This window comes from Paenibacillus sp. FSL W8-0186 (assembly GCF_037969765.1).
Taxonomy (GTDB): domain Bacteria; phylum Bacillota; class Bacilli; order Paenibacillales; family Paenibacillaceae; genus Fontibacillus; species Fontibacillus woosongensis.
Window position 1 is genome coordinate 4,866,077 of record NZ_CP150207.1, and the last position, 13,924, is coordinate 4,880,000.

Annotated in this window: 9 protein-coding genes, 11 tRNA genes and 2 rRNA genes (1 of these 22 only partly in view); 3 read left to right on the forward strand and 19 right to left on the reverse strand. The window is 49.2% G+C overall.

Going from position 1 to position 13,924, the window contains the following annotated elements:
- Nucleotides 1-16 precede the first annotated feature (16 nt).
- The 6 genes from glmM to ppc form a co-directional block, all read right to left on the reverse strand.
- Nucleotides 17-1,357: a phosphoglucosamine mutase gene (gene glmM, locus MKX50_RS21815; protein ID WP_213594045.1), complete on the reverse strand. Its 1,341-nt coding sequence runs from the start codon at nucleotides 1,355-1,357 to the stop codon at nucleotides 17-19.
- Between the two features lie 65 nt (nucleotides 1,358-1,422).
- Nucleotides 1,423-2,784 (reverse strand): CdaR family protein, encoded by a 1,362-nt coding sequence (locus MKX50_RS21820; RefSeq protein WP_213594046.1) that lies wholly within the window; start codon nucleotides 2,782-2,784, stop codon nucleotides 1,423-1,425.
- Nucleotides 2,777-3,607 (reverse strand): diadenylate cyclase CdaA, encoded by an 831-nt coding sequence (cdaA, locus tag MKX50_RS21825; RefSeq protein WP_213594047.1) that lies wholly within the window; start codon nucleotides 3,605-3,607, stop codon nucleotides 2,777-2,779. The genes MKX50_RS21820 and cdaA overlap by 8 nt, the downstream gene beginning before the upstream one ends.
- A 256-nt stretch (nucleotides 3,608-3,863) precedes the next feature.
- The gene (locus tag MKX50_RS21830) at nucleotides 3,864-4,481 is read right to left on the reverse strand and encodes a zf-HC2 domain-containing protein (RefSeq protein WP_213594048.1); all 618 of its coding nucleotides are present in this window, start codon (nucleotides 4,479-4,481) and stop codon (nucleotides 3,864-3,866) included.
- Nucleotides 4,482-4,615: 134 nt separating this feature from the next.
- Entirely contained in the window at nucleotides 4,616-5,188 is a 573-nt protein-coding gene (gene sigW / locus MKX50_RS21835) for an RNA polymerase sigma factor SigW (protein WP_213594049.1), read from the reverse strand.
- Between the two features lie 257 nt (nucleotides 5,189-5,445).
- On the reverse strand, nucleotides 5,446-8,241 hold the full coding sequence (gene ppc, locus MKX50_RS21840; RefSeq protein ID WP_213594051.1) for a phosphoenolpyruvate carboxylase: 2,796 nt from the start codon (nucleotides 8,239-8,241) through the stop codon (nucleotides 5,446-5,448).
- 434 nt (nucleotides 8,242-8,675) lie between these two features.
- Here ppc and MKX50_RS21845 point away from each other — a divergent pair, with 434 nt between their 5' ends.
- The 3 genes from MKX50_RS21845 (at nucleotide 8,676) to MKX50_RS21855 (ending at nucleotide 11,177) form a co-directional block, all read left to right on the forward strand.
- Complete coding sequence (locus MKX50_RS21845; protein WP_213594053.1) at nucleotides 8,676-9,407, forward strand: ABC transporter ATP-binding protein; 732 nt, start codon at nucleotides 8,676-8,678, stop codon at nucleotides 9,405-9,407.
- A complete protein-coding gene (locus MKX50_RS21850; protein WP_339157784.1) occupies nucleotides 9,404-10,432 on the forward strand; it encodes an ABC transporter permease in 1,029 nt (342 codons plus the stop codon). The genes MKX50_RS21845 and MKX50_RS21850 overlap by 4 nt, the downstream gene beginning before the upstream one ends.
- A gap of 82 nt (nucleotides 10,433-10,514) precedes the next feature.
- The gene (locus MKX50_RS21855; protein WP_339157785.1) at nucleotides 10,515-11,177 is read left to right on the forward strand and encodes a TetR/AcrR family transcriptional regulator; all 663 of its coding nucleotides are present in this window, start codon (nucleotides 10,515-10,517) and stop codon (nucleotides 11,175-11,177) included.
- A gap of 747 nt (nucleotides 11,178-11,924) precedes the next feature.
- Here the strand turns inward: MKX50_RS21855 and MKX50_RS21860 are convergent.
- From MKX50_RS21860 to MKX50_RS21920, 13 genes are all read right to left on the reverse strand, one after another.
- Nucleotides 11,925-11,998, reverse strand: a tRNA-Gly gene (locus MKX50_RS21860).
- Nucleotides 11,999-12,005: 7 nt separating this feature from the next.
- Nucleotides 12,006-12,082 (reverse strand) — tRNA-Pro (locus MKX50_RS21865).
- Nucleotides 12,083-12,104: 22 nt separating this feature from the next.
- Nucleotides 12,105-12,181, reverse strand: a tRNA-Arg gene (locus MKX50_RS21870).
- Nucleotides 12,182-12,188: 7 nt separating this feature from the next.
- Nucleotides 12,189-12,263, reverse strand: a tRNA-Gly gene (locus MKX50_RS21875).
- 7 nt (nucleotides 12,264-12,270) lie between these two features.
- Nucleotides 12,271-12,355: transfer RNA gene (locus tag MKX50_RS21880), tRNA-Leu, on the reverse strand.
- Nucleotides 12,356-12,369: 14 nt separating this feature from the next.
- A tRNA-Lys gene (locus MKX50_RS21885) sits at nucleotides 12,370-12,442 on the reverse strand.
- Between the two features lie 6 nt (nucleotides 12,443-12,448).
- A tRNA-Gln gene (locus MKX50_RS21890) sits at nucleotides 12,449-12,523 on the reverse strand.
- Between the two features lie 13 nt (nucleotides 12,524-12,536).
- Nucleotides 12,537-12,612: transfer RNA gene (locus tag MKX50_RS21895), tRNA-Val, on the reverse strand.
- Between the two features lie 49 nt (nucleotides 12,613-12,661).
- Nucleotides 12,662-12,736 (reverse strand) — tRNA-Glu (locus MKX50_RS21900).
- A gap of 28 nt (nucleotides 12,737-12,764) precedes the next feature.
- Nucleotides 12,765-12,840: transfer RNA gene (locus MKX50_RS21905), tRNA-Thr, on the reverse strand.
- 3 nt (nucleotides 12,841-12,843) lie between these two features.
- A tRNA-Asn gene (locus tag MKX50_RS21910) sits at nucleotides 12,844-12,919 on the reverse strand.
- Between the two features lie 6 nt (nucleotides 12,920-12,925).
- Nucleotides 12,926-13,042: ribosomal RNA gene (gene rrf, locus MKX50_RS21915) — 5S ribosomal RNA — on the reverse strand.
- A 76-nt stretch (nucleotides 13,043-13,118) separates the two neighbouring features.
- Nucleotides 13,119-13,924 (reverse strand): 23S ribosomal RNA (locus MKX50_RS21920) (it continues 2,122 nt past the right edge of the window).

Genomic DNA, 13,924 nt, shown 5'->3' on the forward strand with positions numbered 1-13,924 from the left:
ATGTAAACATGCAGAGTTATACCAGCTCCGCCTCGACAACCGACACGATTTGCGAAACAAGCTGCTCGAGCTCCGCTTTGTCGGGACCCTCTGCCATAACGCGGATCAATGACTCTGTTCCCGAAGGCCGGACTAACACTCGTCCATTATCGGACAAATGGCTCTCAACTGCAGCAACGGCTTTGCCGATCGCCTCGTTGCCCTCGTATTTGCTCTTATCCTGTACCCGAACGTTAACCAGGACTTGAGGATACTGCTTCATGACCTGTCTGAGCTCACTAAGGGATTTACCGGAAGCAACCAGGGTATCGACCAGTTGAATCGCGGTCAGAATGCCATCCCCTGTAGTGCTGTAATCAAGGAAAATCACGTGGCCGGATTGCTCTCCGCCCAGCTTATACCCCCCGCGGCGCATTTCCGCCATGACATAACGGTCACCGACCGCGGTCTGAGCCGTATTCAATCCCAGCTTCTTGGCTGCTTTATAGAAGCCGAAGTTGCTCATTACTGTAGTCACGACTGTGTTGTCCTTCAATTTGCCGGCCCGGTTCATGGCATCGCCGCAAATGCACAGAATATAGTCGCCATCCACTTCTTCTCCGTTTCCGTCAATCGCGATCAACCGGTCCGCATCGCCGTCGAAGGCAAGGCCAAGATCTGCGCCCAGGCGCACAACCTCTTTCTTCAACTCCTCTGGATGCGTAGACCCACACTGCTCATTGATGTTAAGTCCATTAGGCTCCGCCCCGATCGTGTGCACCTCTGCGCCCAAATCCTTGAACAAACGCGGCGCAAGCTCGTAGGCGGCCCCGTTCGCGCAATCCAGCACGACCTTAAGGCCTTTGAAAGAAGAAGAAATTGTCGTTTTCAAAAACTCCAAATACTTCAGTTTAGAGTCCGTATCTATCGTTACGCTGCCGAGATCTTTGCCGATCGGACGCGGTAGCTCGTCTACCTCTTTGTCCATCAGCTCTTCGATTTGCAATTCCGTTTCATCCGACAGCTTGAATCCATCGCTACCAAAAAATTTAATACCGTTATCCTCAACCGGATTATGTGAAGCGGAAATCATGACGCCCGCGTCCGCCCCCAGCTTCTGAGTCAAAAAGGCGACTGCCGGTGTCGAGACGACTCCCAGGCGAACAACGTCTGCTCCGATAGATAATAGTCCCGCTACAAGCGCTGATTCCAGCATGACGCCGGAGATCCGGGTATCCATCCCGATCACTACTTTGGGTTTCGGAGCCTGGCCTGCCAGGACATACCCTCCGCAGCGACCGATCTTGTATGCCAATTCTGCGGTCAGTTCCTTATTTGCAACTCCACGTACTCCATCCGTTCCAAAATACTTTCCCATGATTTCACTCCTTATTCGTTATGTGAGATTAAATTTGATGCCGCTATCGCTATTTTACGGCAGACTTACTGCTTCTGTTCCCCGCCAACATTGTTCCCGCTTCCTCCTGCGTTCTCCGGCGGAAGGTTCGCGGCATCCGAATCGTTGGCTGAATTCGAATCCTGCTCCTCTTCCGGCTCCGTGACCGTCGGCTCAGCCTTCTCTACAAGCTCCACACTGATTTGCCTGGATTGATCGCTCTCAGCCAGACCTAAATGCAGCGGCAGCGCGACGACAACGGGAACCATGTGCATCCCCGGCCCCAGACCAGATAAATCCGCGGTAATCTTGATATCCTCCGGCTTCAGCTTATCGATAACCTCCTTGGCGCCCACAACCGTTAGAGACATCTTCTTCTCTGCCGGATCGACAATGTTTGCTGCCAAATTTGAATTATCCTGCTTGAGGGTAATCGGAATACCGCTGATCTGTCTTTGGTCCGGCGGCTCCACTTTGACGGTAACCGTAACGGAGCTAGGCTCGATTTTCTCAGAACCTTCGGGCGGAGTCAAGTCCACCGTATACCTAGTTTGATTAGTTCCTTTGAATTGGCTTAAATCCACCGCAACGGAGTATGAGGAAATGCCTTCCAGTACTTCTTTAGACCCATATATGGCTACGCCTTTTACGTCGCTTTCCACGCTTGCTACAACCAGTCCATCCGGCAGCTGCCCGACTTCCCGCACCTCAAGCGGAACGCTCTTGTACAGCTTCGTGATCGGGATGTCGACTTCCACGGATGAAGGCACGATTACAGCGTTCCTCATTTCCTGCCCATGCTTATCATATGCGATCAGCTTCACGGTTTTTCCTTTGACCGGTTCGGTAATGCCGCTAATATCTATGATTCCCTGCACCCGGGCCAGCTCCGCTAGTTCACTCTCAGGCAGAGTCACCTGAACTACGCCGGAGCCTGCTACGATCGGACTGCCTAGCTGCATTCCTTGGGCAGGCTGTCCCTTCGTCACAATATTCACGGCAATGTCTTTCGTTTGCTTCGCTTCGATGGATACTTTAACGATGGATGGGCTCATGGAGACCAGTGAAACACCCGGCGGCAGCTCGTGAATCAGCGGCTGGGACGACGTACCCGGCCCCACATCGCTCAAATCCAGCTTGACCTTATAATCGGAGAAATTGGTCGTAATATCCGTGCGTTTTCCCCGTACCTCCAGTCTGACCTTGTCGGTCTCCAGGCCGGAGAGCACATAATTATCGCTGTCAAAGCCGACGATTTGGATTTTGACGTTAGGTATGACCTTCGTATTGACAACAGGCGTTGGCGCTACAGGCGTCCCGCTGTCCAAATGCACCATGGCCCAGAGAATGATGCTGACGATAAGAGCGATCACCTTAGCTACATTGTTATGGCTTAGCCATTTATCCATTGTTCCCGCCCTCCTTCCTCTTCCAGAAAGGCGCACGCTTCTCGGCCGGCTTCGAATTAGGCCCCAATTCTTCATACAGCTTGGAAATCAACGACTCTTCATTGATATCCCGAACAACCTGACCATCGATCGCCAGGGAAATTTGTCCCGTCTCCTCCGAGACAATAATCGAGATGGCATCCCCAACCTCGCTGATCCCGATCGCTGCCCGGTGCCGTGTCCCAAGCTCCTTGCTAATGAATGGATTCTCCGACAACGGCAAATAACAAGCCGCAGCCGCAATCTTACGGCCCTGCACGATGACGGCCCCGTCATGAAGCGGGGTATTGGGAATGAAAATATTGATAAGCAGCTGGGAAGTGATCACGGATTGAATCGGGATGCCTGATTCCGTATACTCGTTTAACCCGGTATCCCGTTCAAATACGATGAGAGCGCCAATTTTTCTACGAGATAAATAATTAACGGCCTTAATGATCTCGCTGACTTCCTTCCCGAACTCCTCTTCATCGGCCGTGCTTCTGCCGAATAATTTGCCGCGGCCTAATTGCTCCAGCGCCCGTCTGAGCTCCGGCTGAAATATAATAAATATGGCAAGCACCCCAAAGGTAAACATCTGGTTCATGAGCCATTTGAGCGTGTACAAATCGAACCAGGTACTCACGGCCCAAATGACGACGAGAAACAGAATTCCCTTAAGCAGTTGAACGGCGCGCGTGCCCCGCACTAACAGAATAAGGTGATAGATGATATAAGTAACGATTAATATATCGATGATATCTTTAATGGTATCCTGCCATGTTAAATTTGCAAAATAGTTCATGGTGCAACCCCCGGTTATCTCTCCGTCAACTCGATCGCCAACAAAGAAACATTATGTAGATGCATCAAATCGGTGAATTCGCTTGTCTCTATATATTCCCCTTAAACTCTAGGTTATAACGTTCACAATCCAGATGCAAGTGCCGCTGAGAAATAGCACCTTTCGCCTATGCATGCAAAAATTTCCTCTAAGCACAAAAATAAAAAGCGCCTTGTTCCCAAAGAAGGGAGGCGCCGATAAATTGCCTGATATTTCATTACCTATAGGCGACTTCCGTAAAAGTATTCGTGATCCTGTACCAGAGCCAGTCCAGCGCCTGATCGATACTTCTGACCTCTCCCAAAATTTTGGCGGTTGAAGCCTGGTAGTACGATCCGTCGATAACCGTGAGGTTGCCTTCCACCTCGCCGTAGATTTCCGCCGTACCGTTCTCTACCGTCAGGTTGCCGGCTACTTTGGAGCCGCTGGGCACCGTCACAGTCCTTCCGTTGATCACGACATGATCTAGATCTTTCCCTTTTACAATAAGCTGATCATCGCTATTCCATAGGGAAATGGTGCTAAACAGCATCACTAGCAGAAACATCGCCGCTGCCGTTAATGCAGGGTGTCTCTTGACCCATTGGAGCCAAGCCCGTTGTTTCTGTTGGCTGGGAATGGATTTCATGATCCGGTCTACCAGCTCGTCGGAAGCGGATAATGAAGAGCGCTTGATTGTGGCAAACAGCATCAATTCCGCCTGCTCTAGTTCCTTAAAATGCATCTGGCAGGATGGACATTCCTGAAGATGCCTCTGGAGTGACAAGGCCTCTTCCCCAAACAACTCGTCATCTAAATACTCATGCATCAATGAGGTGGCTTGTTTGCAATCCATATCAGCCAGTCCTTTCAGTAAAATCTATACGAAACCAGGGCAACTTACGGTGCAAATAGTCGTCCTAACATACAATACGTAGCGCTTAGCAATACGTTTCAAGAAACTAAATATTTCCTACACTCGGCAAAAGGTTATAAAACCTTATGCTGCAGTTTTTTGCGCAAAAATTCCCGTCCGCGGTGAAGCCGCGTTTTGACTGTGGTTACCGGCATATCCAGCACATCGCTAATTTCGCTAAGCGACAGCTCCTGCAAGTACCTTAATATAACAACCGATTTGTATTTCGCCGGCAAACCTTCGATTGCGTAATGAATGGTCTGCTGCGTCTCTGTCAGCAAGTATTCGCTTTCGGGCGTCCGTTCATCTCCCGGAATCAGCGTATATCCGTCCAGACCTTCCTGGTCTTTCATCTCCGCATCAAGGTAATAATTCGGCTTGCGCTTCCGGAGCCTGTCTATACATAAATTGGTGGCAATCCGATACAACCAAGTTGAAAATTTCTGCTTCTCATCGTAGCGCTCCCAATTCTTATATACACGTAAAAAAGTCTCCTGCACAATGTCCTCTGCCTCATGGCGGTTCGACAGCATGCGGTAGGCCAGATGAAATATCTTATCCTTATATACATCAACAAGGTCGGCAAAAGCTTCCTGATCCCCTTGGCGGGCTAGCTTCACTAATCTCACATCAAAATGATCTACCATTGAATTTCCCCCAGATCCATGGACGGGCTTCAATTTTTCACCCTGCCTGTCCGGCCATCGGCATCCCATAGTCACCAATAGGACCCTCGCCGTCGGCACTTCATTCCAAATGTTAATTCATGTCTCCTGAAAAAGCAAGACATGCCGTCAACTCAAGCATCCGGCTCGTCGAAATCTTGAAATATCTGTAAACTCACAAACAAGCCGGACCCTCATCAGAGGTTTCCGGCTTGTTGTTTTGCATCGTTATATGATCATCAGCCCGTATTTCTAAGTCCAGCGGCAATTCCGTTAATCGTAAGCAGTACTTCGCGCAGCAGGTTCGGATCGTCCTGATCCTTCTCGCGAATCGCGCGGAGCTCGCTAAGCAGTTGTACCTGCATATAACTAAGCGGATCGATGTAAGGATTACGCTGGCGAATGGACTCCTGAAGTCCCGGATTATGATCCAGAATATCCGTTTGCCCCGTAATTTTCAGAATCATATCCTTCGTCAAATGGAATTCCTCTTCGATTTGCTTGAAAATGCGATCCCTGACTTCACCGTCTCTGCACATCGCGGCGTACTCTTGGGCGATGATCAGATCGGCTTTGACGATCGCGAACTGAAGCGTGTCGATGACCGAACGGAAAAAGGAGAAATTCTCATACATTTCTTGCAGCACTTTCAAGTTCTCTTCGTTATTCTGATAGAACTGATACAATCCCGTTCCAGCGGCATACCAGGCCGGGAACAGATATCTGCTCTGCGTCCAGGCGAATACCCAAGGAATAGCACGTAGATCCTCAAAACGATCGCTATTTTTGCGCTTCGATGGTCTGGATCCGATATTCAGTTCGCCGACTTCCAGAAGAGGCGTGGATTCCTTGAAGTATCTCAGGAAATCCGGCTCACGGAATACCAAGTCCTGATACTTTTTCAATGAAGTCTCAGAAATAACCGCACTAATCTCTTCCCATTTTTGTTCATTCTCGTCATTGTCGCGATGCAGCTTCGCATCTATAGCCGCCGTAATCAGCGCCGAGGTTGCTTGCTCCAGGCTGCGATAAGCGATGCCCTTCAAAGAGTAACGGGAAGATATGACTTCGCCCTGCTCCGTAATCTTGATGCCTCCGCCGATCGTCTCTGCCGGTTGAACCAGGATGCTGCGGTTCAGCGGCATTCCTCCCCGGCCTAGCGCTCCGCCGCGTCCATGGAAGAATTTCAGCTTCACGCCGAATTCGCTAGCTGCAGCAGTAATCTGCTTCAGAGCCACGCGAAGCTCCCAGTTCGCCGTCACGACGCCCCCGTCTTTATTGCTGTCGGAATAACCAAGCATAATTTCCTGCAGGTCATTCATCGCCGCAACCGATTGGCGGTAAATCGGCATGTTGAACAGCTTGCGCATAATGCCAGGAGCATTATGAAGATCGTCGATCGTCTCGAAGAGCGGCACCGATTGCAGCGTACAGATTACCGTGCCGTCCGCTTCCTTGCGGAACAAGCCCACCTCTTTGGAGAAGACCATAACCTCAAGAATATCGCTCGCCGCTTCCGTCATACTGATCAAATAGCTCGTAATGCACTGGGTTCCGAATTCCTGCTGGGCCCGGAAAACCGTACGGTATACATTCAGGCACTCCGTAGTGCTCTCGCTGTATTCTTGGTACGGCGAAGTTAGAGGGCGAGGATCGTTCAGAAGCTCCTCAAGCAGCTTGATTTTCTCTTCTTCCTCCAATTCGGCATAGTTGCTAACGATATTCATGTTCGCCAGTATTTCCGTCATTGCATTCTCGTGCTCCTGGCTATGCTGGCGAATGTCCAGCGTCGCTGTATGGAACCCAAAAAGTTCAACCTGGCGTATAATCTTCTGAATATGCGTATCTGCGACGTAATCCGCATAATGGTGACGCAAGCTGCGGTCAATGATCTTAAGATCGTGGATAAGCTCCTTAACGTCCGAATAACGCTCCGGAGTTCCTTTCTTGGAATCATCCAGCAGATTATGCAGCTTCTCCGTCATATAAGTCAGCTTGACCCGGTAAGGCTCTTTCTCGTTCAACCACTGCGGTGTTCTTTGCAATGTAACTTGCAGGCGGTCTCTTTGAATCGAAGCCTCCAGTTCATCTGTGACATCGACGATCGTCGTGCTGAAGCTAAGATGCTTGAACAGTTCAGCCAGACAGCGCTGATATTCACGCACAACGAGCTTGCGCTGGATGTTCAGCGTCTGCCATGTCACATCGGCCGTTACGGACGGGTTGCCGTCCCGGTCTCCGCCGATCCAGGAACCAAAACGCAAATATGTCGGCACATGCCACAAATGCTCTGGATAGTATTTGCTCAGACATCGCTCTAATTCTAAATACACTTCAGGCAGCACCTGGAACAGCGTTTCATGGAAATAATACATGCCGTTGCGTACTTCATCGATGACTGTTGGTTTGCGGTCCCGCAGTTCATCGGTTTGCCACAGCGTAATCACTTCGTTAAGCAGCTTCTCGCGAAGCTGTTCCCGCTCACGGAACGTTAGCGTTGGATTATCCAACTGCATGACATCGTCGGCAATCCGCTTGTGAATGTCCAGAATAGCCCGGCGCATCGCTTCTGTCGGGTGAGCCGTCATTACTAGTTCCAGAGACATTCCTTCCAGAATTTCCTGCGCCTCCGCATAGTTGAAACCACGTTCCTTCAGATCCTTGACAGAAGCTTCGATCGAACCTGATTGAACCGATTCGCCTGCAGAACGCTCCAAGTCTCTTCTCCGGCGAATTCGATGGTTCTGCTCCGCAATGTTGACCAATTGAAAATAAATCGCGAACGCACGGATAACTTGGTGACGAATGTCGGGTTCAAGAGAATTAATCATATCTTTAAACTCTTCATGCAATTCCGGTAAAAATACAGCCCGCAGCGACTTACTGGCTTCACGAATCTTCTCGACAATATCCAAGAGCTCGTTGCCGCCCTGATGGACCAGGACCTCTCCTAGAATATTGCCCAAAAAACGGATGTCGCGCCGAAGCAGGTTATTTGAATTGCTTTTGCCTGCGGTCACTGTTAATTCAGTCATGTTTCTCCCCCATTTCATCCCTATTCCGTCTTTCTAAAGCCTTCCTACTATCATACAATAAACTGTTCTGAAAATCTTCACTTTATTGTAAAGTAGCATCAAAAAATTCAGCCAGCAATGAACCTATTCTGGCTTTTTATACAATCAGACGCATAATACGACGACTCGAACAGGGCAATTTCACAAAACACCTTATATTTATGCATCGTAACCGTAATCACTTAGATTACACATTCTAGAATCCAATACTTACCTTATCACGGTGAAGTAATGAAATGCAATAGTATTATTCGGAGAAAGTGACACTTTACAGCAATATTCTGCCCAGTTTAATCTTCTAGTAAATTTCTTCCGCTGATGATTTACTTTGTTTCTTTTTAGAATTATAATACGGAGTGAGTACTCACTCATTATTTTGAAAAGGAGAATTAACCATGGCTCACAATAGCCCTGTAATTCGAGTTACCGATGCCTCGAAGCAGTTTGGCAAGAAAAGCGTCCTAGAGCATATTTCGCTTGATGTATTTCCTTCGGAAACCTTCGGTCTCCTTGGCCCGTCAGGTTCAGGCAAAACGACGCTAGTCAAGCTGCTCACAGGGATCGATCAGGCGACTTCCGGATTCATTGAAGCATTCGGCACGCCTATGCCGCGCCTCGATATTTTATCCAAAATCGGCTATATGGCTCAATCCGACGCTTTGTATACCGAGCTCAGCGCCCTGGAGAACCTTGATTTCTACGCTGCCTTATACGGCTTAAAGGGGGCACGGCGTAAACAGCGGATTTCCGCGGTTATGGACATCGTCTCGCTGCAGGATCATCTCCATAAGAAGGTGATGCAATACTCCGGGGGTATGAAACGAAGGCTATCCCTGGCCATTGCCCTGCTGCATGAGCCTCCCCTGCTCATTCTGGATGAGCCTACGGTAGGAATTGACCCGTTGCTGCGCCAAGCGATCTGGACCGAGCTGAAGGCCTTAAACACCAAGGGAACAACGATTATTCTGACGACACATGTGATGGATGAAGCGGACAAATGCGACCGTCTCGGCATGATTCGGGAAGGACGCTTGATTGCCGTCGATACGCCAACAGCACTGATCGAGAGAGCGGGTAAACCTTCTATTGAGGAAGCTTTTATTTACTACGGAGGTGTTCACTCATGAGAGTAAGGGCCATCATCCTGCGTATTTTAAGACAATTCCGGCGGGACAAACGAACGCTTGCTCTTCTCTTCTTAGCTCCTCTCTTAGTACTGACCTTAATGAACCTGGTCTTTAATGGTTCGGATTATGAACCAAAGGTTGGGGTTGTGAATGTTCCAAGCCAGCTTACCGGTCAAATGAAAGAGCAACAGGCTCATGTCTTCTATTATGAGAGCAGAGAAGCGGCTGAGCAGGCTTTGAAAGACCGGAGCATCGATGCCATCGTCTCAACAGACAATACAAGCCTTCAAGTCAAGCTGGAGGGCAGTGAACCTTCCGTCAATAAGGCCGTCATTATGCTGCTGCAAAAATCAGGCGAACAGATTCATTCCAAGACGACTGCGGGCAGCATGAATATAACGTACCTGCACGGTTCCGAGAACATGACGGCGATCGATCAATTCGGACCGATTCTGATTGGATTTTTCATCTTCTTTTTTGTTTTCCTCATTTCTGGGGTCTCCTTCCTCCGGGAACGCACGACAGGCACGCTGGAACGCCTGCTATCGACCCCTCTGCGCCGCTGGGAGCTCGTCCTTGGGTATATCGGAGGATTCGGCATATTTACGATCATACAGGCGCTATTAATTTCCTGGTTCTGTATCAAAGTACTCGGCATTCTGATGACCGGCTCCTTTGCTTACGTGCTTCTGCTGACGCTGCTGCTGTCGATGACCGCACTAACACTTGGCACCCTGCTGTCTGCCTACGCCAATAATGAATTGCAGATGATTCAGTTTATTCCATTAATTATCGTTCCACAGCTCTTCTTGTCCGGCTTATTCCCGCTTGATACTCTGCCCCTCTGGCTGCAGAAGCTTGGCATTATCATGCCGCTAACCTACGGGACGCATGCCTTAAGCGATGTCATGATTCGAGGGATGGGCTGGACCGCAATTGCCGGGGACGTTATGGTACTGATTGGGTTCTCCTTATTATTCATCACATTAAATATTACCGCTTTGCGGAAGCATCGCAAAATATAACATTCCGAGCGAGCTTATGATAAAATTAGGTAATATGAAGATGCGATAGTAAACCCAGTGGTTTTTCAGGAGGATATACCGGATGTCCCAACAAGATCAGATAGAACAATGGATTCAGGAAATCATCAAAATAGATGAAGCTAAACTAACCGATAAACAAATTAAAATTATTCAGGCGGCTGTCGAAGTTTTTGCAGAGAAAGGATATGCGGCTTCCTCAACCAGCGAAATTGCCCAGAAAGCGGGGGTTGCGGAAGGAACGATCTTTCGCCACTATAAAACCAAGAAAGACCTGCTCCTCTCCATCGTCTCTCCGATGATGAGCAGGCTGATTGCCCCCTTCGTGTGGAATGATTTCAAAGAAGTGCTGGAGTCAGACTACCCTACGATCGAGGAATTTCTTTATGCGCTTGCAGTTAATCGCTTGAATTTTGCCCGCAAGCATCTTAAGCTCATTAAAATTTTACTGCAGGAAATCCCATTCCAGCCCATGCTGCAGGAGGAGTTCAAAAAACATATCGGCAACAAAGTCTTTCATAGATTCGCCGAAATCGTGGAGCATTTCAAAAGCAAGGGACAGATCATCGAAATGCCTGCTCCTTCCCTGCTGCGATTCGGTGCTTCAGCCATGATTGGACTGTTCATTTCCCGTTTTGTTATCTTTCCCGACCAGCCTTGGGATGAGGACAAGGAAATTCGGGATACGATACAGCTCATTTTAAATGGGATATCTGCCAAGCCGTAAACCAACAAAAAATTAAATGCCTGACGTAAAACACGATGTTTTGCTGTCAGGCTTTTTTATGCATATGATTTAAAGGAAGGCAGCAAGCCATATGCCTGCTACGCTCAATAGATTGTGGGCTATTGCTATGCTACTATGCCGTGGAAGGCGCAGGTCTTTTTTGTGAGCAGCCCACGACCCTATATGGGCAGGCAACTGCTTGTTGGGAGTCGCTTTAATTTATCCCATCAATATCACGAGTCATATTGTAATGGAACGGGAGTGTATGTCTCCAAATCAAGAGTCATTGAAGCACATTTAATATAGTTCTACTTAATTTAAATGGATCTATAGTAGTTAGTTTCTGCGGAAAAAGAGGGAATGTAGATTTAAATGGATTTCACGTCGTAAGAAGTAGGGGAAATGCCCCTCAAGGCTGGATTCTTGATTTTTAGCAGCAAAAAATCCACCTAATCCCCTGAAACATTCGTTTAGAGCATAATTAGATACATCAATTCCATTTAGTGCGGTCAGGTTGAAGTCCAGGTTGAAGTCAAACTGTCTATATACGAGGAGCTATAGAATGGGGATAGGCACTGTTCTGGCCTGTTGCTTGCTTTCCATAATCAATTATAAATAATCATGAATCTTATGGGATCTGCAAAAGGCCTAGGGATGGGCCGTTTAGAGCCTTCACGGAAGCCCTGTGGCTTCTCCCTCCATCTACAGAAAACAAAAAAACTGCCTATTGGCAGTGTTGTTTATTTATGGAGCGGGTGATGGGAATCGAACCCACGCTACCAGCTTGGAAGGCTGGAGTTCTACCATTGAACTACACCCGCATCATTATGGTCGGGACGACACGATTCGAACATGCGACCCCCTGGTCCCAAACCAGGTGCTCTACCAAGCTGAGCTACGTCCCGTTAATGATGTGTTAAGTTAAAGTGGCACGCCCTGAGAGATTCGAACTCCCGACCTTTTGATTCGTAGTCAAACGCTCTATCCAGCTGAGCTAAGGGCGCATATTTATGGAGCGGACGACGGGAATCGAACCCGCGACCCTCGCCTTGGCAAGGCGATGCTCTACCGCTGAGCCACGTCCGCATAACTATGGTGCGCGTGGAGGGACTTGAACCCCCACATCCGAAGACGCTAGATCCTAAGTCTAGTGCGTCTGCCAATTCCGCCACACGCGCATTTTTTAGAAAAGTGAGCCATGAAGGACTCGAACCTTCGACACCCTGATTAAAAGTCAGGTGCTCTACCAACTGAGCTAATGGCTCGTACAATGGCTGGGGATATAGGATTCGAACCTATGAATGACGGAGTCAAAGTCCGTTGCCTTACCGCTTGGCTAATCCCCAATAAAATTTCAAATGGTGGAGGCTAACGGGATCGAACCGCTGACCCTCTGCTTGTAAGGCAGATGCTCTCCCAGCTGAGCTAAGCCTCCATATGTAGGACAGTGTTCATCTCATCCCTAATGATGCTTGCAATGAAAGTGGTGACCCGTAGGGGATTCGAACCCCTGTTACCTCCGTGAAAGGGAGGTGTCTTAACCCCTTGACCAACGGGCCATATGTTTACTACACAAAGCAAAGATAGTGGAGCTCTCAACCGGGATCGAACCGGTGACCTCATCCTTACCATGGATGCACTCTACCTACTGAGCTATGAGAGCAAATGGCTCCCCGAACAGGACTCGAACCTGTGACAACTCGATTAACAGTCGAGTGCTCTACCGACTGAGCTATCAGGGAACATCCGCTTGGCGACGTCCTACTCTCCCAGGACCCTGCGGTCCAAGTACCATCGGCGCTGGAGGGCTTAACGGTCGTGTTCGAGATGGGTACGTGTGGAACCCCTCCGCCATTGCCACCAAACGTGCTCAGATGAATTGATCACCTGAAAACTGGATACGAAACTTCATTTGCGTGTTAGCCCCAATGTTGGGGTATTTTGGATAAGCCCTCGACCGATTAGTACCTGTCAGCTCCATACATTGCTGCACTTCCACCTCAGGCCTATCAACCTCGTCGTCTTCAAGGGGTCTTACTAATTGGGAAATCTCATCTTGAGGAGGGCTTCACGCTTAGATGCTTTCAGCGTTTATCCCATCCGCACGTAGCTACCCAGCTATGCTCCTGGCGGAACAACTGGTGCACCAGCGGTGCGTCCATCCCGGTCCTCTCGTACTAAGGACAGCTCCTCTCAAATTTCCTACGCCCACGACAGATAGGGACCGAACTGTCTCACGACGTTCTGAACCCAGCTCGCGTACCGCTTTAATGGGCGAACAGCCCAACCCTTGGGACCTACTTCAGCCCCAGGATGCGATGAGCCGACATCGAGGTGCCAAACCTCCCCGTCGATGTGGACTCTTGGGGGAGATAAGCCTGTTATCCCCAGGGTAGCTTTTATCCGTTGAGCGATGGCCCTTCCATGCGGTACCACCGGATCACTAAGCCCGACTTTCGTCCCTGCTCGACTTGTCAGTCTCGCAGTCAAGCTCCCTTTTGCCTTTGCACTCTGCGAATGATTTCCAACCATTCTGAGGGAACCTTGGGGCGCCTCCGTTACTCTTTAGGAGGCGACCGCCCCAGTCAAACTACCCACCTGACACTGTCCCCGAACCGGATCACGGTCCTAGGTTAGAACTTCGATACGATCAGGGTGGTATCCCAACGATGCCTCCACCGAAGCTGGCGCTCCGGATTCCTAGGCTCCCACCTATCCTGTACAAATCGCATCAAAGTTCAATATCA